Annotated in this window: 13 protein-coding genes; 5 read left to right on the top strand and 8 right to left on the bottom strand. The window is 61.3% G+C overall.

Annotated elements, in window-relative coordinates; all coding sequences use genetic code 11:
• Positions 1-22: 22 nt before the first annotated feature.
• The 8 genes from ODQ19_RS24630 to ODQ19_RS24595 form a co-directional block, all read right to left on the bottom strand.
• Positions 23-1,504, bottom strand: coding sequence for a mannitol dehydrogenase family protein (locus ODQ19_RS24630; RefSeq protein WP_330211462.1), 1,482 nt, complete (start codon positions 1,502-1,504; stop codon positions 23-25).
• An 18-nt stretch (positions 1,505-1,522) separates the two neighbouring features.
• Positions 1,523-2,626, bottom strand: coding sequence for an ABC transporter ATP-binding protein (locus tag ODQ19_RS24625; RefSeq protein WP_330211461.1), 1,104 nt, complete (start codon positions 2,624-2,626; stop codon positions 1,523-1,525).
• A 24-nt stretch (positions 2,627-2,650) separates the two neighbouring features.
• Positions 2,651-3,481, bottom strand: a complete 831-nt coding sequence (locus ODQ19_RS24620; protein ID WP_005788583.1) for a carbohydrate ABC transporter permease — start codon at positions 3,479-3,481, stop codon at positions 2,651-2,653.
• 10 nt (positions 3,482-3,491) lie between these two features.
• Entirely contained in the window at positions 3,492-4,382 is an 891-nt protein-coding gene (locus ODQ19_RS24615; protein ID WP_014718700.1) for a carbohydrate ABC transporter permease, read from the bottom strand.
• A 176-nt stretch (positions 4,383-4,558) separates the two neighbouring features.
• Entirely contained in the window at positions 4,559-5,869 is a 1,311-nt protein-coding gene (locus tag ODQ19_RS24610; RefSeq protein WP_330211460.1) for an ABC transporter substrate-binding protein, read from the bottom strand.
• 283 nt (positions 5,870-6,152) lie between these two features.
• Positions 6,153-6,401 (bottom strand): DUF6124 family protein, encoded by a 249-nt coding sequence (locus tag ODQ19_RS24605; protein WP_330211459.1) that lies wholly within the window; start codon positions 6,399-6,401, stop codon positions 6,153-6,155.
• Positions 6,402-6,726: 325 nt separating this feature from the next.
• Positions 6,727-7,632, bottom strand: a complete 906-nt coding sequence (locus ODQ19_RS24600) for an AraC family transcriptional regulator (protein WP_003190965.1) — start codon at positions 7,630-7,632, stop codon at positions 6,727-6,729.
• 72 nt (positions 7,633-7,704) lie between these two features.
• Positions 7,705-8,994, bottom strand: a complete 1,290-nt coding sequence (locus ODQ19_RS24595; RefSeq protein ID WP_330211458.1) for a glycosyltransferase — start codon at positions 8,992-8,994, stop codon at positions 7,705-7,707.
• Between the two features lie 158 nt (positions 8,995-9,152).
• On the opposite strand from ODQ19_RS24595, the gene tpx reads away from it, so the two are divergent.
• The 5 genes from tpx to ODQ19_RS24570 all read left to right on the top strand — a co-directional run bounded on the left by tpx (position 9,153) and on the right by ODQ19_RS24570 (position 18,935).
• Entirely contained in the window at positions 9,153-9,653 is a 501-nt protein-coding gene (gene tpx, locus ODQ19_RS24590) for a thiol peroxidase (protein WP_003190967.1), read from the top strand.
• A 231-nt stretch (positions 9,654-9,884) separates the two neighbouring features.
• Positions 9,885-11,183 (top strand): MdtA/MuxA family multidrug efflux RND transporter periplasmic adaptor subunit, encoded by a 1,299-nt coding sequence (locus tag ODQ19_RS24585; protein ID WP_330211457.1) that lies wholly within the window; start codon positions 9,885-9,887, stop codon positions 11,181-11,183.
• Positions 11,180-14,281, top strand: coding sequence for an MdtB/MuxB family multidrug efflux RND transporter permease subunit (locus tag ODQ19_RS24580; RefSeq protein WP_330211456.1), 3,102 nt, complete (start codon positions 11,180-11,182; stop codon positions 14,279-14,281). Before ODQ19_RS24585 ends, ODQ19_RS24580 begins: the two co-directional genes overlap by 4 nt.
• Entirely contained in the window at positions 14,278-17,385 is a 3,108-nt protein-coding gene (locus ODQ19_RS24575; RefSeq protein ID WP_330211455.1) for an efflux RND transporter permease subunit, read from the top strand. The genes ODQ19_RS24580 and ODQ19_RS24575 overlap by 4 nt, the downstream gene beginning before the upstream one ends.
• Positions 17,386-17,507: 122 nt before the next feature.
• The gene (locus ODQ19_RS24570) at positions 17,508-18,935 is read left to right on the top strand and encodes an efflux transporter outer membrane subunit (protein WP_330211454.1); all 1,428 of its coding nucleotides are present in this window, start codon (positions 17,508-17,510) and stop codon (positions 18,933-18,935) included.
• Positions 18,936-19,128 lie beyond the last annotated feature (193 nt).

Raw genomic sequence — 19,128 nt, 5'->3', positions numbered from 1 at the left:
AGGCAAGCCAGCTCCCACATGTTTAATCCGGGATGTTCAGGAGGTTTTGCAGTGTGGCTGTGACGCCTTTGTCGCGCAGGCTTTCATAGCAACGCTCGAACGCTGCCACAAACGCCGCCGACTTGGGAATAGCCGTGCCAAAAATCTCTTCCACCCCCAGCAAGCGCTGGCTGATCAGTGTGTCATCACTCACCAGCCCCTGGCAGAACTCGGCCCTTGGATCGGGGATCTTGTAGCTCACGCCGTTCTCATCCACGCCCTTCAAATACAAGGCCCAGGCCGCCACTACCAGCGCTGCACGCTCAGTCTCGCGCCCGTCGGTAATCAGGCGGTTGATGGTCGGCACGGTGAACTTGGGAAACTTCGATGAGCCATCGGAACACACGCGCTCCAACTGGTCGGCAATCGCCTGGTTGGAAAAGCGCTCCACCAGGGTCTGCTTGTATTCGGTCAGGTCGATCCCGGGGACCGGCGCCAGGTTCGGCGTGACGTCCAGGTCCATGTAGGCGCGCATGTACGCCACGAACACGGGGTCGTTCATGGTCTCGTGAACGAACCGGTAGCCCTTGAGGAACCCCAGGTACGTGAGGGCCAGGTGGCTGCCGTTGAGCAGGCCGATCTTCATTTCCTCGTAAGGCGTGACGTCATCGGTGAACTGTATGCCGACCTTTTCCCAGGCCGGGCGTCCGTTGACAAATTTGTCTTCCAGCACCCACTGCACAAACGGCTCGCACACCACCGGCCAGGCATCGTCGATCCCGTGCTGGTCATGCAGTTGCAGGCGGTGAGCCGTGCTGGTCATTGGCGTGATGCGGTCAACCATGGCATTCGGGAAGCTCACGTTGGCCTTGATCCAGTCATGCAGCCCGGCGTCGTGCAGGGCGGCGAAGGCCAGCAAGGCCTTGCGGGTGACGGCGCCGTTGTGGGGCAGGTTATCGCAGGACATTACCGTGAAGGCCGGGGTGCCCGCTGCGCGGCGTTGGGTCAGCGCCGCGCAGATAAAGCCGAACACGGTTTTCGGTGCCCTCGGGTACGCCAGGTCATGCTGGATCTGGGGCAGGTGGGCCATGAACTCGCCGTTACTGTCGTCGATGCAGTAGCCGCCTTCGGTGATCGTCAGCGAGACGATGCGGATCTGTGGGCTGGCGAGCTTATCGATCAGCGCCTGGGCGCCGTCTTCGGCCAGCAGCATGTCGCTGATCGAGCCGATCACGCGCACTTGCGTGTCGTCGGTGTCGCCCAGTTCATACAGGGTGAACAAATAATCCTGGCCGGCCAGGTCGTCGCGGGCCTTGCGGTCTTCACTGCGCAGGCCGACGCCGCAGATGCTCCAGTCCAGGCCCTCGCCGGTGTTCATCAGGGCATCGGTGTAAAACGCCTGGTGCGCACGGTGGAAACCGCCGACGCCAATGTGCGCGATGCCCTGGCGGGTGTCGGCAAGTGCGTAGGTCGGCACCTGCACTTCGGGCGCCAGTCGGGTGAGGTTGGCTTTATTCAATTTCATCTGGAAATACTCGCGAAATCAGGCGGCAGCGCGCAGTGGACGGGCCACGGCCACGCCATCGGTGTCGAACAAATGGCAGTGCGCCGGGTCCAGGTGCAGTTGCAGCGTCTCGCCGTATTGGCTGGCCATGTCGCCACGGATACGCATGGTCAGCGGTTCGCCGTTGCGGGTGATGACGTGGCAAAAGGTGTCGCTGCCCAGGCGCTCGCCGACGTCGGCGGTGACGGTCAGGGTGGTTTGCCCTGGTGTGGCCATTTCCAGATGCTCGGGACGAATGCCCAGGGTCACCGCGCTGCCCACGCTCAGGCTGGCGCCGCTCAGCGGCAGGCTGATCAGGGTGCCGGCCTCCAGTTGCACCTCACAGCCTTGGCTGTCGACGCGGGTGACCTGGCCCTTGAGGAAGCCCATCTTCGGCGTGCCGAGAAAGCCTGCCACAAACAGGTTGGCCGGCTGGTGGTACAGGTCCAGGGGCGAGCCGACCTGCTCGATGCGCCCGCTGTTGAGCACCACCACCTTGTCGGCCAGGGTCATGGCTTCAACCTGGTCGTGGGTCACGTAGATCATGGTCGCTTGCAGTTCTTTATGCAGGCGCGCCAGCTCCAGGCGCATCTGCACGCGCAGGGCGGCGTCGAGGTTGGACAGCGGTTCGTCGAACAGGAAGATCTTCGGGTTGCGCACAATCGCCCGGCCAATTGCCACGCGCTGGCGCTGGCCACCCGAGAGCTGCTTGGGCTTGCGCTCCAGCAAAGGCCCCAGCTCAAGGATGTGCGCCGCTTCGCTGACTTTGCTCTCCACCAGCTTCTTGTCGACACCGGCCAAGTCCAGGGCAAACGACATGTTCTTGCGCACGCTCATGTGCGGGTACAGCGCGTAGGTCTGGAACACCATGGCCAGGTCGCGCTTGGCCGGGGTGACTTCGGTGATGTCGCGGCCATCGAGTTCGATAGTGCCGTCGCTGACCTCTTCCAGGCCGGCGATCAGGCGCAGCAGGGTGGATTTGCCACAGCCCGACGGGCCGACGAACACTACGAATTCCTTGTCGTTCACTTCCAGGTCGATGCCCTTGATGATGGAAAAACCTTCGAAGCCTTTTTGCAGATTCTTGATGGTCAGGTTGGCCATGATGGGCCCTCCGCTGGGAAATTATTATTTAACGGCGCCGAAGGAGAGGCCGCGCACCAGTTGCTTCTGGCTGATCCAGCCAAAGATCAGGATCGGCGCGCAGGCCAGGGTCGAGACGGCAGACAACTTGGCCCAGAACAAGCCTTCGGGGCTGGAGTAGGAGGCGATCAAGGCGGTCAACGGCGCGGCGCTGGAGGAGGTCAGGTTCAGCGACCAGAACGCCTCGTTCCAGCACAGGATCAACGACAGCAGTACCGTGGACGCCAGGCCACCCTTGGCAATCGGCAGCAGCACGCGCACCATTTCCTGCCACAGGGTGGCGCCGTCCAGGCGGGCGGCTTCGAGGATGTCCTTGGGGATGTCCTTGAAGTAGGTGTACACCATCCACACCACAATCGGCAGGTTGATCAGGGTGTAGATGATGATCAGCGCAATGCGTGTGTCCAACAGGCCAAAGCTCTTGGCCAACAGGTAGATCGGCATCAGCACGCCCACCGGCGGCAGCATCTTGGTGGACAGCATCCACAACAGCGTGCCCTTGGTGCGCTGGGTTTCGTAGAACGCCATGGAGTAGGCGGCCGGCACCGAAATCAGCAGGCACAGGGCGGTGGCGCTGAACGAAATCACCACCGAGTTCCAGGCGTAGGCGAAGTAATTGCTGCGCTCGTTGATGTGCAGGTAGTTCTCCAGCGTCGGCGTGAAGATGAACTGCGGGGGGGTAGCGAACGCGTCGATTTCAGTTTTGAAACTGGTCAGCACCATCCAGAAAATCGGGAAGAAAATCAGGATCGCGATGGCCCAGGCCAACGTGCCGAGCAACAGGCTTTGCAGGCGGCGGGATTGTTGAAGCGTCATGGCGCGGCCCTCAAGGCTTGTCAGTCAGGTTTTTGCCGATCATCCGCACCAGGATGATCGCCGCGATATTGGCGATGACCACGGCAATCAAGCCGCCGGCCGACGCCATGCCCACGTCGAACTGCACCAGCGCCTGGTTGTAGATCAGGTAGGCGAGGTTGGTGGAGGCGTAGCCGGGGCCACCGTTGGTGGTGGTGAAGATTTCGGCGAACACCGAGAGCAGGAAGATGGTTTCGATCATCACCACCACGGCAATCGGGCGGGCCAGGTGGGGCAAGGTCAGGTGCCAGAAGATCGCAATAGCACCGGCACCATCCAGGCGTGCGGCTTCCTTCTGCTCCTGGTCCAGGGACTGCATGGCGGTCATCAGCAGCAGGATCGCGAAGGGCAGCCATTGCCACGACACAATGATAATGATCGACAGCAGCGGGTAATGCGCCAGCCAGTCCACCGGCTCGGCGCCGAAGAACTTCCACACCGCGGCGAGAATCCCCGACACCGGGTGAAAAATCAGGTTCTTCCAGATCAGCGCGCCCACCGTGGGCATGATGAAGAACGGCGAAATCAGCATCACCCGTACGATGCCGCGCCCCAGGAACTCACTGGCCTCCAGCAGCGCACTGATCAACACGCCGAACACCACACTGATGAGCAACACGCTGCCCACCAGCAACAGGGTATTGGTGGCGCCGGGCAGGAACCCCGAATCGGTAATGAAGTAGCTGAAGTTTTCCAGCCCCACGAACTGGTTTTCGCCGGGGTAGAGCAGGTTGTAGCGGATCAGCGAAAAGTACAGGGTCATGCCCAGCGGCACGATCATCCACAGCAGCAGCAAGGCCACCGAGGGGCTGACGAGGAACCAGCCGGGGTTGGCCAGGCGGTTTTTGGTGGGTGTATTCATGGTGATCAGAACCAGTCAGGTGCCTACAGAATCTGCGTCGGAGCGCGGTCACTGTGGGAGCTGGCTTGCCTGCGATGGTATCGCCTCGGTGCTACTGATAGACCGAGTTGTTTGCATCGCAGGCAAGCCAGCTCCCACAAAAGCCCTGCTCCTACATTTGCGCGGGTGAAGCTGGGTTATTTGGGGTAACCAGCCCGCTTCATTTCCCGCTCGGTGGTGGTCTGCGCGGCGGTCAATGCAGCATCGACAGTCTGCTGACCGGTCAACGCACCCGAGAAGAACTTGCCCACCTGGGTACCAATCGCCTGGAATTCCGGAATGGTCACCAACTGGATACCGATATACGGCACAGGCTTTTCGGTCGGCTTGGTCGGGTCGGCCACTTTCAGCGATTCCAGCGTCACCTTGGCGAACGGCGCGGCCTTCATGTATTCATCGCTGTAGGTGGATTGGCGCGTACCTGGCGGCACATTGGCGATGCCATCGGTCTTGGCCACGAGCTGGCCGTATTCCTTGGAGGTGGCCCAACTGGTGAACACCTTGGCGGCGTCCTTGGCCTTGGAGCTGGTCGGAATCGCCAGGCTCCAGGAATACAGCCATGACGTGCCCTTGTCGGTCTTCTCGTGGGGCGCGAAAGTGAAGCCGACATGCTCGGCGACCTTGCTCTGGCTCTTGTCGGTGACGAAGGAGCCCGCCACGCTGGCGTCTACCCAGATTGCGCACTTGCCGCTGTTGAACAGCGCCAGGTTCTCGTTGAAGCCGTTGCTGGAAGCACCCGGCGGGCCAGATTTTTTCATGTTGTCGACGTAGAAGTTCAGCGCGTTCTTCCACTCGGGGCCGTTGAATTCCGGCTGCCACTTCTCATCGAACCAGCGCGCCCCGAAACCGTTGGCCAGGGTGGTGATCAGCGCCATGTTCTCACCCCAACCGGCTTTGCCGCGCAGGCACAGGCCGTATTGCTCTTTGGATTTGTCGGTGAGTTTGGCGGCGAATTCGCCGATCTGGGTCCAGGTGGGGTGTTCGGGCATGTTCAGCCCGGCGTCCTTGAACAGGTCAGTGCGGTAATAGGTGATCGAGCTTTCGGCGTAGAACGGCAGGGCGTACAGCGATCCCTTGACCGACAAGCCGTCACGCACTGAAGGGAACACATCGTCGAGGTCGTAGGACGCCGACAAGTCCTTCATCGGCTCCAGCCACCCCTTGGCGCCCCAGAGTGCGGCTTCGTACATGCCGATGGTCAACACATCGAACTGCCCGCCCTGGGTGGCGATGTCGGTGGTCAGGCGTTGGCGCAGCACGTTTTCTTCGAGCACCACCCAGTTCAACTTGATCTCCGGGTGCTCGGCCTCGAAGGTTTTCGAGAGCTTCTGCATGCGGATCATGTCGCTGTTGTTGACGGTGGCAATGGTCAGGGTTTGCGCGCCTAGGCTGACGGCGCTGAGGGTCATGCAGGTGCAGGCAAGCAATGCTTTTGCTGTGAACTTCATCGCGCACTCCATTTCCGCGCCCAGGGGGCTACAGAAGGACGGTTATTGTTGTTGTGTCTTCCTACAAGGAGTCAGGAAGAGTGTGCGTTGATTACAGCCTTCAAAAGCGGCGGTGACAAATCCTTGGGCGCACGCTCACTGATACTTTTTTGCACTCATCGACCACCTGATCGTTCCCACGCTCCGCGTGGCAACGTCGCTAGGGACGCTCTGCGTCCCGGGGTGACGCAGAGCGTCACGGTATGCATTCCCACGCAGAGCGCGGGAACGATCAGTGCAGTGTTTAACGCTCAATATCAGCCAGTACACGTTCAGCCAACAAGCGAGACACCTCGATCAACTGCGCAATACCCAGCGCGCCTTCTCGTCGCGAGCCGTCGAGTTCAAAGGCGAAATCGCAGGTGAGGGCGTGGGCAGAGGCGAGTGATTCGCTGAGGTTGACCAGCAGGTCTTGGGTGCAGATGCCGTCTTTAACGGTGAATAGCACGCTGGGGGCTGGATCGATTGGGGGATTTGGGGTGGGTTTGATCATGGTGAAACTCCTGATTTAAGTGGAGCTGCCACCCTTTCGCCGCGACGCTATGGGGTGGTAGCTGTACGCAGGTTCGCGGACCGGAATCAGGAAACCGGCATACCCGAAGGTATCCCGCGCACAGCCACCATGAAGCCGCACAGTAGACGATAAAAAAACGCCGACTAAAAGCGCAAATGGCACTTTGCATCTGATTAAACCGGGCCGCGACGCCCGACGCTGCCTGTGCAGCGGTGTACGGAGACTAGAAATCGAGTGTCCTAGGGGCAACCTCAAAGCCTTGTAAGACGTTTCTGTTTCCCACCACCTAGCCGAACGATCAACCTCAAGCCAAATTCTGCTCCGTCAACCGCTGCACCGCCAACCGCCGATAGTGGGACGGCGTCATCCCCTTAAGCTGCTGAAACCGCCGATTGAAGTTGGAAATATTATTGAACCCCGACTCAAAGCACACATCCGTCACGGCCTTGTCCCCATCGGCCAGCAATTCACAGGACTTGCTGATGCGTAGCCGATTGACGAATTCAATAAAAGTCCGCCCGGTCGCCTGTTTGAACACCCTGGAAAAATACGTCGGTTTCATCCCCAGATACTCCGCCACTTCCTCCAGCGGCAACTCCCGGGCGTAGTGGGCAAAGATGTAGTCCACCGCGCGGTTGGTGCGGTCGATGCTGTGTTCGTCGGCTTGCTGTGGCGTGGTGACGCCGGACAGCAACTGGTAGTCCTCACAGGCGCTTAGCACTTCCAGCAAGATAAAGAAGTGCCCCAGGCGCGCCATGCCCTGGGCGTCTTCGATGCGTTGCATCAGGGTCATGGCGTGGGCGATGGTTTTTTTGCAGCGAAATTCAATGCCGTACTGCGCACGTTCAAGTAACGGCGCCAGGCTCTTGAGTTCGGTGAAGATGTGGCTGCCGTGTTCGAACAATTCATCGGTGAAGTTCACCAGCATGTCGCGCTTGGGTACGACCTCGTCTTCTTCCACCTGGCTGATCCAGTTGTGGGGCAGGTTGGGGCCGGTGAGGAACAGGCTTTCGGGGTAGAAGTTACCGATGTAGTCGCCGATAAACACCTTGCCTGAGCTGGCGACGATCAGGTGCAGCTCGTATTCCTTGTGGAAATGCCAGCGCACCAGGGGGCAGGGGAAGCCGTGCTGGCGATAGATGATGGACAGGCCGTTGTGGTCGTCCATCAACTCGTAGGAAGGGTCGGTGATGCGCGTTGCTCGGGTCATGCTGCCGTCGCTTTATTGTGGTTGCTGCGTAGGATAATGCCCCGTCACGCGCGACCTCGCCAGCGGCAGTGTTTATAGGCTGCGGTTTTTGGCCTCGATCCACTGGGACATGTATTGGGTGCTCTTGTGCGCGTGGTGGCGCAGCATGCTGCCGGTGAAGTTGTCCCGGCGATGGGCAGCGAGGTTGCTGCGGCAACGTTCCAGGCATTCCACCAAGGCGGGCCCGTGGAGGGCCTGGTCATAGCGTCGGGCCAGCAATTGGCGCCCATGTTCCTGGGCCTGGGCCCAACGCTCGCGGTTTTGATAAAGGGCCACGGCAGCGGCGGCCAGGGCCGGGGCGTCCTGAGCGATCACGCCGGGCCAGGGTTGGTCGTCACCCATGGCCTCGGCGCCGATGGGGGTGGTGACATTGGGCGTGCCGCACAGCATGGCGTCCACCAATTTGCCCTTGATGCCGGCGCCAAAGCGCAGCGGTGCCAGGCAGATACGCGCTGCCGTCATCACTTGCAGCGCATCCTCGGCCCAGTTCATCACATGGAAACCCTGGGCCGGGTTGTGCAGGGCAGTAGCCTTAGGCGGGGTGTAGGCGCCGTAGATATGCAACTGCGCGCCCGGCAGTTGTTGGCGAATCAGCGGCCATAGGCTGTGCTTCATCCACAGCACCGCATCCCAATTGGGCGCATGGCGGAAGTTGCCGATGCTGAGGAAATGCGCACGGTCTTCAAAGGGCGCGAACGCGGCGGTGGGCGGTTGCAGCATCAACGGGCACCAGTGGAGCAGGGCGGCGGGCACCTTGAACTGCTCGGTGAGCAGGCGGATTTCCACGTCGGAGATCATCAGGCTGATGTCACAGCGGTAAATCGCGGCGATTTCGCGCTTGGCCAGGTCGGTATCGGCCATGCGCTGGAACTCGTCCTCCAGTGCCGGCGCGAAGAGGGCGCTGAAGTCGTCGCTGTCGGGGCTGGCTTTCACCTGCTCCTTGAAACGCTGGTGGCGGGCGTCGCGCAGGCTTTGCAGGTCGGAGGTCTCCAGCACCCGCAGCGCGTCGGGGCAGCACTGTTCTACGCGCCAGCCGAATTGCTCCTCCATCATGAAGCGGTCGAACAGCACGATATCCGGGACCAGTTCGCGAATAAAATCGTCGAAACTGCTGTTATTCAGTTCGATGGCGCATTCGGCGATCCCTAGCGCGGGCAAGTCAGCCTTGTGTTCGCCGATGGTGGCCGGGCTGCTGAAGGTAATGTCCCAACCTTGCGTAAGAAAGCTCTCAAGGATTTGCATCATATGCCCGCCCGCGGCGGAGGAGCGCGGTTCCGGCCAGACATAACCAATGACCAGGACTTTGGTGGCGGGCTGATTCATCGACAATGGTTTCCTTGAAGGGCAGGCGAAAAGCGCGCAATTAAACCACAACCTCAGGACATGACAATTTGTGTCTGGCGGTAGGTAGCTTCGGCACTTTGTGGTTAACTTCCGCCTCTCGAATTCGTTTAACCAAACCCAGCATAAGGATTCTGTTCATGGCTCAAGTCACCCTTAAAGGCAACCCGGTCCAGGTTGAAGGCGAATTGCCGAAAGTCGGCGCCAAAGCTGCAGACTTCACCCTGACCGCCGGCGATCTGTCCAACGCCACCCTGGCTACCTTTGCCGGCAAGCGCAAAGTGCTGAACATCTTCCCAAGCGTTGACACCCCAACCTGCGCCACTTCGGTGCGCAAGTTCAACGCCCAGGCCAATGATGTGGCCAACACCGTGGTGCTGTGCATCTCCTCCGACCTGCCATTCGCCCAAGCGCGTTTCTGTGGTTCCGAAGGCCTGGAAAACGTTAAAAACCTGTCGGATTTCCGCAACGCCGACTTCGCCGTTGACTATGGTGTTTCCATCGCTGACGGCCCACTGCAGGGCCTGACCGCTCGCGCTGTCGTGGTGCTGGATGAAAACGACAACGTGCTGCACAGCGAGTTGGTCAAGGAAATCGCTGAAGAGCCAAACTACGACGCCGCCCTGGCTGTGTTGAAGTAACTGTTTCTACGTATGACTGTCGTTTGGCAGTAACACGTATGATGCATGATTGCGGCCTGGCCTAGTCCAGGCCGTTTTTATTTGAGCGTCAGCGGCTTAGCGAAATAGCCGGTGGACTAAGATCAGAAGTTAAAAGTTGTAAGCCCAAGGTAAATAGCCGGTAAAGGTGCTTTTCTAAAGGCCCCCCAGTGCTTATCTTTCAGCCTCCCAAAGTAGAAGCTCTCGCGCCCAATGGTTGATCACTCCATGCAATCCTCCCCCCGCAACTCCCGCCGCTGGCTGTTTGGCCTGCTCGTGCTGCTGGTTATCGCCGGCCTGTGTTGGAAACTCTGGCCCAGCGGCGCGGCCCATAAAGACGCTCCGGCCGGGCACACGGGTAAAACCGGCATGGCTCGCCCTGGCTTCGGCGGGTCCACTGGCCCAGTGCCGGTGCGCGTGGCCCCTGCGGTGCTGGGTGAGTTCCCGGTGTACTACAAGGCGCTGGGGACAGTCACTGCACTGAACACCATTAATGTGCGCAGCCGGGTGGGCGGCGAGTTGGTCAAGATTGCCTTCGAGGAAGGGCAGATGGTCAAGGCCGGTGACCTGCTGGCAGAAATCGACCCGCGCAGCTACCAGAACGCCTTGCTCCAGGCCCAGGGCACCTTGCTGCAGAACCAGGCCCAGTTGAAGAACGCCCAGGTCGATGTACAGCGTTATCGCGACCTGTACGCCCAGGACAGTATCGCCAAGCAAACCCTGGACACCGCCGAAGCGCTGGTGTTGCAGTACCAGGGCACGGTCAAGACCAACCAGGGCGCGGTGGACGACGCCAAGCTCAACCTGGAGTTCACCAAGATCCGCGCGCCCATCAGTGGTCGCGTCGGTTTGCGCCAGCTCGACGTCGGCAACCTGGTGGCGGCCAACGACACCACCGCCCTGGCCGTGATCACCCAGACCCAGCCAATCAGCGTGGCCTTTACCCTGCCGGAAAATACCCTGGAAACCGTGCTGGCCCGTTACCACGCCGGTAACAAGTTGCCCGTGGAAGCCTGGGACCGTAGCGACGTGAAAAAACAGGCAGTCGGTGTACTGCAAAGCCTGGACAATCAGATTGACGTCACCACCGGCACCCTGAAGTTCAAGGCGCGTTTCGATAACAAGGACCAAGCGCTGTTCCCTAACCAGTTCGTCAATGCGCACCTGCTGGCCGATACCTTGAAGAACGTGGTGCTGGCGCCCTCTGCGGCGATCCAGTTCGGCAACAATGGCACCTTTGTCTACAAGCTCGACGGTGACAAGAAGGTCAAGGTCCAGCCGCTGGTGGTGGGGGACACCGATGGCGAAAACACCGTGATCAAAGAGGGCCTGGTCGCTGGCGACCGCGTGGTGCTGGAAGGCACCGACCGCCTCAAGGACGGCAGCGAGATCGAAGTGGTCAACGCCAGCAGCGAGGTGCCGACCACGCCGACCGAACACCTGCAAGGCAAGCCCGCAGCGAAAGGGGAGACCGGTGCTGACGCCGGCAAGGCGCAAAAGGTCGGTTCATGAACCTGTCGCGCCTGTTCATCCTTCGCCCGGTCGCCACCACGCTGAGCATGCTGGCCATTGTCCTGGCCGGCATCATTTCGTACCGCCTGCTGCCGGTATCGGCGTTGCCCCAGGTGGATTACCCGACCATCCGGGTGATGACCCTGTACCCCGGCGCCAGCCCCGATGTAATGACCAGCGCGGTTACCGCACCGCTGGAGCGCCAGTTCGGGCAGATGCCCGGGCTGACCCAGATGGCGTCCACCAGCTCCGGCGGTGCGTCGGTGCTCACCCTGCGTTTCAACCTCGACATCAATATGGATGTCGCCGAGCAACAGGTGCAGGCCGCGATCAACGCCGCCACCAACCTGTTGCCCAAGGATTTGCCGGCGCCGCCGGTGTACAACAAGGTCAACCCGGCGGATACCCCGGTGCTGACCCTGGCAATCACCTCCAAGACCATGTTGCTGCCCAAGCTCAATGATTTGGTCGACACGCGCATGGCGCAGAAAATCGCGCAGATCAGCGGCGTCGGTATGGTCAGCATCGCCGGTGGCCAGCGCCAGGCCGTGCGCATCAAGGTCAACCCCGAAGCCCTGGCGGCCAATGGTTTGAACCTGTCGGACGTGCGTGCGCTGATCGCCGCCTCCAACGTCAACCAGCCCAAGGGCAACTTCGACGGCCCCACCCGCGTGTCGATGCTCGATGCCAACGACCAGTTGGTCTCACCCCAGCAATATGCCGAGCTGATCCTGGCCTACAACAATGGCGCACCGTTGCGCCTCAAGGATGTGGCGCAGATCGTCGACGGAGCCGAAAACGAACGCCTCGCGGCCTGGGCCAACGAAAACCAGGCGGTACTGCTGAACATCCAGCGCCAGCCGGGCGCCAACGTTATCGAGGTAGTCGACCGTATCAAGGCGCTGCTGCCGAGCATCACCGACAACCTGCCGGCCGGCCTGGACGTAACGGTGCTTACCGACCGTACCCAGACCATCCGCGCCTCGGTGAAAGACGTACAACACGAGCTTCTGATTGCCATCGCCCTGGTGGTGATGGTGACGTTCCTGTTCCTGCGTCGGGTCAGCGCCACGATCATTCCGTCCATCGCCGTGCCGCTGTCTCTGGTGGGTACCTTTGGCGTGATGTACCTGGCGGGGTTCTCCATCAATAACCTGACGCTGATGGCCCTGACCATCGCCACGGGGTTCGTGGTGGATGACGCCATCGTGATGCTGGAGAACATTTCTCGCTATATCGAGGAGGGCGAGACGCCGATGGCGGCGGCGCTCAAGGGCGCCAAGCAGATCGGCTTCACCCTGATTTCCCTGACCTTGTCGCTGATTGCGGTACTGATCCCACTGCTGTTCATGGCTGACGTGGTTGGGCGGCTGTTCCGCGAGTTCGCCATCACCCTGGCGGTGGCGATCCTGATTTCGCTGGTTGTGTCCCTGACCCTGACGCCGATGATGTGCGCGCGCTTGCTCAAGCGCGAACCGAAGGAAGAAGAGCAGGGACGTTTCTACAAGGCCAGCGGCGCCTGGATCGATTGGCTGATCCAGGCCTATGGCCGCAAGTTGCAGTGGGTGCTCAAGCACCAGCCGCTGACCCTGCTGGTGGCCATCGCTACCCTGGGGCTTACGGTGGTGCTGTACCTGGTGGTGCCCAAGGGTTTTTTTCCGGTGCAGGATACCGGGGTGATCCAGGGTATTTCCGAGGCGCCGCAGTCGATTTCCTTTGCGGCCATGAGCCAGCGCCAGCAGGAGCTGGCGAAGATCATCCTCGCCGACCCTGCGGTCGAGAGCCTGTCGTCCTACATTGGCGTGGATGGCGATAACGCCACCCTCAACAGCGGCCGCTTGCTCATCAACCTCAAGGCCCACGGCCAGCGCGACTTGAGCGCAGCCGAGGTAATCACCCGCCTGCAACCGCAGATCGACAAGCTGGTGGGCATCCGCCTGTTCATGCAGCCGGTGCAGGACCTCACCATCGAGGACCGGGTCAGCCGTACCCAGTACCAGTTCAGCATGTCCTCCCCGGACGCCGAGCTGCTGGCGTTGTGGAGCGGCAAGCTGGTGCACGCACTCAGCCAGTTGCCGGAACTCACCGACGTCGCCAGTGACCTGCAGGACAAAGGCTTGCAGGTGTACCTGGTGATTGACCGCGACGCGGCCTCGCGCCTGGGCGTGAGTGTCTCGACCATCACCGATGCGCTGTATGACGCCTTCGGCCAGCGCCAGATTTCCACCATCTACACCCAGGCCAGCCAGTACCGGGTGGTGTTGCAGGCCCAATCGGGCGAAACCCTCGGCCCGGCGGCCCTCAACCAGATCCATGTGAAAACCACCGACGGTGGCCAGGTTCGGCTGTCGAGCCTGGCCCATGTGGAACAGCGCCAGGCGCAATTGGCGATTGCCCATATCGGCCAGTTCCCGGCGGTGATGATGTCGTTCAACCTGGCGCCCGGCGTGGCGCTAGGCAAAGGCGTGGAGCTGATCAACCAGACCCAGAAGGACATTGGCATGCCGGTAGGCGTGCAAACCCAGTTCCAGGGCGCCGCCCAGGCGTTCGAGGCGTCGCTGTCGAGTACCTTGCTGCTGATCCTGGCCGCGGTGGTCACCATGTACATCGTGCTGGGCGTGCTCTACGAGAGCTATATCCACCCGATCACTATCCTTTCGACCTTGCCGTCGGCGGCGGTGGGCGCCTTGCTGGCCCTGCTGCTCAGTGGCAATGACCTGGGCATGATCGCGATCATCGGCATCATCCTGCTGATCGGTATCGTGAAAAAGAACGCGATCATGATGATCGACTTCGCCCTCGACGCCGAGCGTAATCAGGGCCTGGACCCTCAGACGGCGATTTACCAGGCGGCGCTGTTGCGCTTCCGGCCGATCCTGATGACCACCCTGGCCGCCTTGTTCGGTGCGGTACCGCTGATGCTTGCCAGCGGTTCCGGCGCGGAGTTGCGCCAACCGCTGGGTTTGGTGATGGTCGGTGGCTTGCTGGTGAGCCAGGTGTTGACGCTGTTCACCACGCCGGTGATCTACCTGTACTTCGATCGCCTTGGCCGGCGCTGGCGCAAAGAGCCGCAACGCCTGGAGCCGGTTGAGCCATGAACCTGTCCGGACCTTTCATCCGCCGGCCGGTCGCGACCATGCTGCTGAGCCTGGCGATCATGTTGCTCGGTGGCGTCAGCTTCAACCTGCTGCCGGTATCGCCCTTGCCGCAGATCGACTTCCCGGTGATTGTGGTGTCGGCCAGCTTGCCCGGTGCCAGCCCCGAGGTGATGGCGTCCACGGTGGCCACGCCGCTGGAGCGCTCATTCGGCGCGATTGCCGGTATTACCACCATGAGCAGCTCGTCGAGCCAGGGCTCGACGCGGGTGATTTTGGCGTTCGATTCCGACCGCGACATCAACGGCGCAGCGCGGGAAGTGCAGGCGGCCATCAACGCGTCGCGCAACCTGCTGCCCAGCGGCATGCGCAGCATGCCCACCTACAAGAAGATCAACCCGTCCCAGGCGCCGATCATGGTGCTGTCGCTGACCTCTGACGTGTTGCAGAAGGGCCAGTTGTACGACCTGGCCTCGACCATCCTGTCCCAGAGCCTGTCCCAAGTACCGGGCGTGGGTGAAGTGCAGATCGGCGGCAGTTCGCTGCCGGCGGTGCGCATCGAGTTGGAACCCAAGGCCCTCGATCAGTACGGCGTCGCCCTGGACGATGTGCGCAACACCATCGCCAACGCCAACCAGCGCCGGCCCAAAGGCTCCCTGGAAGACAGCGAGCGTAACTGGCAGATCCAGGCCAACGACCAGTTGGAGAAAGCCAAGGACTATGAGCCCCTGCTGATTCGCTACCAGGACGGCGCCGCCCTGCGCCTCAAGGACGTGGCGAAGATCACCGATGGTGTAGAAGACCGCTACAACAGTGGCTTCTTCAACAACGATTCGGCGGTGTTGCTGGTGATCAACCGCCAGTCTGGCGCCAACATCATCGAAACCGTGCGGCAGATCAAGGCCCAGTTGCCGGCATTGCAGGCGGTGCTGCCGTCCAGCGTCAAGCTCAGCCTGGCCATGGACCGCTCGCCTGTGATTACCGCTACCCTGCATGAGGCGGAAATGACCCTGCTGATTGCCGTGGGGCTGGTGATCCTGGTGGTGTACCTGTTCTTGGGCAACTTCCGCGCTTCGCTGATCCCGACCCTGGCGGTGCCGGTGTCGCTGGTGGGTACCTTTGCGGTGATGTACCTGTACGGCTTTTCGCTGAACAACTTCTCGTTGATGGCGCTGATCCTCGCTACCGGGCTGGTGGTGGACGATGCCATCGTGGTGCTGGAGAACATCTCCCGGCACATCGACGACGGCGTGCCACCGATGAAAGCCGCGTACCTGGGCGCTCAGGAAGTCGGCTTTACCTTGTTGTCGATGAACGTGTCGCTGGTGGCGGTGTTCCTGTCCATCCTGTTCATGGGCGGGATCGTCACCAACCTGTTCCGTGAGTTTTCCATCACCTTGTCGGCGGCGATCATCGTTTCGCTGGTTGTCTCGCTGACCTTGACGCCCATGCTGTGCGCCCGCTGGCTCAAGCCTCATGACAAGGCCCGGCAGACCGGTTTGCAGCGCTGGAGCCAGAAGGTCAACGACCGCATGGTCGCCGGCTACGCCACCAGCCTGGACTGGGTGTTGCGCCACCGGCGCCTGACCCTGCTCAGCCTGTTGATTACCGTGGGGGTGAATGTCGCGCTGTATGTGGTGGTGCCAAAAACCTTCATGCCTCAGCAGGACACCGGCCAATTGATCGGGTTTGTGCGCGGTGACGATGGCCTGTCGTTCAGCGTGATGCAGCCGAAGATGGAAGTCTTCCGCCAGGCGGTGCTCAAGGATCCGGCGGTGCTCAGTGTGGCCGGCTTTATCGGTGGCAACCAAGGCACTAACAACGCAGTGATGCTGGTGCGCCTCAAACCCATCAGTGAACGCAAGATCTCTGCCCAGGCGGTGATCGAGCGTCTGCGCAAAGAGGTGCCGTTGGTACCGGGCGGGCGCCTGTTCCTGATGGCCGACCAGGACCTGCAGTTCGGCGGCAGCCGCGACCAGACCAGCGCGCAATATTCCTACATCCTGCAAAGCGGCGACCTGGCCGCGTTGCGCCTGTGGTACCCGAAAGTGGTCGCGGCGATGCGTGAGTTGCCCGAGCTGACTGCCATCGACGCTCGCGAAGGCCGGGGCGCGGCGCAGGTCACGCTGATCGTCGATCGGGACCAGGCCAAGCGTCTGGGCATCGACATGGACATGGTCACGGCGGTGCTCAACAACGCCTACAGCCAGCGGCAGATTTCCACCATCTACGACAGCCTCAACCAGTATCAGGTGGTGATGGAGGTCAACCCCAAGTATGCCCAGGACCCGATCACCCTGAACCAGGTCCAGGTGATTACTGCCGATGGTGCGCGGGTGCCGTTGTCGACCATTGCCCATTACGAGAACAGCCTGGCCGACGATCGCGTCAGCCATGAAGGCCAGTTCGCTTCAGAAAACATCGCCTTCGATATGGCGCCCGGGGTGACGGTAGAGCAGGGCACCGCGGCCATCGAGCGTGCGATTGCCAAGGTCGGCCTGCCTGAAGATGTGATCGCCAAGATGGCCGGCACCGCCGACGCTTTTGCGGCCACGCAGAAGGGCCAGCCGTTCATGATTCTCGGTGCGCTGGTGGCGGTGTACCTGGTGCTGGGCATTCTGTATGAAAGCTATATCCACCCGCTGACCATTCTCTCGACCCTGCCGTCGGCGGGTGTTGGCGCCTTGCTGGCGATCTATCTGCTGGGCGGCGAGTTCAGTCTGATTTCGTTGCTGGGCTTGTTCCTGCTGATCGGCGTGGTGAAGAAAAACGCGATCCTGATGATCGACCTGGCGCTGCAACTGGAGCGCAACGACGGCATGAGCCCGCTGGAGTCGATCCGCAGCGCCTGTCTGCTACGCCTGCGACCCATTTTGATGACCACCCTGGCCGCCATCCTCGGCGCCTTGCCGTTGCTGCTCGGCACCGGCGATGGCGCGGAAATGCGCCATCCATTGGGCTTGACCATTATTGGTGGCCTGGTCTTCAGCCAGATCCTGACCCTTTACACCACCCCGGTGGTCTACCTCTATCTCGACCGCGCGCGCCACCGCTTCAATGCCTGGCGCGGCGTGCGTACCGATGCTGCCCTGGACACTGCGCTATGACCGATTCAACCAAATTATTGTGGCGAGGGAGCTTGCTCCCGCTGGGCTGCGAAGCGGCCCCAAAAAAGCCTGGGAGTGCTTCGCTCTCCAGCGGGAGCAAGCTCCCTCGCCACAACAACACCATGAAGTTATTGGCGGTGATGATGTGTGGGGTGTTGCTCAGCGCCTGCGCCATTGGCCCCGACTACAAGCGACCGGAGGTCATCGAGCCGGTGCAGTTCAAAGAAGCCCAGGGCTGGCGCCAGGCCAACCCCAGCGACTCCCTGGCCCGTGGCGCCTGGTGGGAGCTGTATGGCGACCGCCAACTCAATGAGCTGGTAGAGCGCCTTAACACGTCCAACCAGACCGTTGCCCAGGCCGAAGCGCGCTTTCGCCAGGCCAAGGCGCTGGTGCGCAGTTCCCGCGGGGCGTTTTACCCCAGCGTCGACCTGAGCGTGGGTAAAACCCGCGCCAGCCAGGGTACCGGCAGCAGCAGCGCCAGCCTCAGCAGTTCCAGCAGTGGTATCCGCGACACCCTCAATGCGCAGTTGGGCGTGAGCTGGGAAGCTGATATCTGGGGCAAGTTGCGCCGTGGGCTAGAGGCCAATGAAGCCAGCGCCGAGGCCAGCTCGGCAGACCTGGCCGCGATGCGCCTGAGCCAACAGTCGGAACTGGTGCAGAGCTACCTGCAACTGCGGGTGATGGACGAACAGACGCGCCTGCTGCAAGCCACGCTGGACACTTACCAGCGCTCGTTGAAAATGACCGAAAACCAATACCGCGCCGGTGTGGCCGGCAAAGACGCCATCGCCCAGGCGCAAACCCAGCTCAAGACCACCCAAGCCAGCCTGATCGACTTGATCTGGCAACGCGCCCAGCTGGAAAACGCCATAGCCGTGCTGATCGGCGAAGCCCCGGCCAACTTCAATCTGGCGGTGAGCAAAGACATTCCGGCGCTGCCGCAAATACCGGTGAGCCTGCCGTCCCAGTTGCTGGAACGTCGCCCCGATATTGCCTCGGCCGAACGCTCGGTGATCGCCGCCAACGCCAATATCGGCGTGGCCAAGGCCGCCTATTACCCGGACCTCAGCCTGAGTATGCAGGGCGGCTATTCCAGCAGCACCTATGAGGACTGGATCAGCCTGCCGAACCGCTTCTGGTCGGTGGGGCCGAAACTGGCGATGACCCTGTTCGATGGCGGCCAGCGCTCGGCGGAAGTCGACCGCACCGTGGCCAGCTATGACGAGACCGTGGCCAAGTACCGTCAGACCGTGCTGGACGGTTTCCGTGAGGTGGAAAACTACATGGTGCAACTCAAGGTGCTGGCGGACGAGGCTGTGGTCAGCAATGAAGCGCTGGAATCGGCGCGTGAGTCGTTGCGCTTGACCGAGAACCAGTACAAGGCGGGTTTGATCGCTTACCTGGATGTGGTGACTGTGCAGGCGACGGCCCTGAGCAACGAGCGCACCGTGTTGACCTTGCTGCAGTCGCGGCTGGTGGCCAGTGTGCAGTTGATCGCAGCGTTGGGCGGTGGCTGGGACGGCCAGACCTCCCTGGCCGAAAAGGAGTGACCGGCTACACACGCATCCTGATCGCCTTCTGTAGGAGCGAGCTTGCTCGCGAAAAACGTCAACGATAACGCGTGCTTGCTGAATGAACGCGGCGTCTATGAGTTATTCGCGAGCAAGCTCGCTCCTACAAATAGCCCCTGCATTTTGATGTCCATGACGTGGTTGGAAACAGCCTGATAAAGCCAGCCGATTG

It is taken from the genome of Pseudomonas sp. AM4(2022) (genome assembly GCF_036346515.1).
GTDB lineage: Bacteria > Pseudomonadota > Gammaproteobacteria > Pseudomonadales > Pseudomonadaceae > Aquipseudomonas > Aquipseudomonas paracarnis.
Note: the sequence above shows the minus strand (reverse complement) of the source record. Positions and strands in the feature narration are given on the sequence as shown.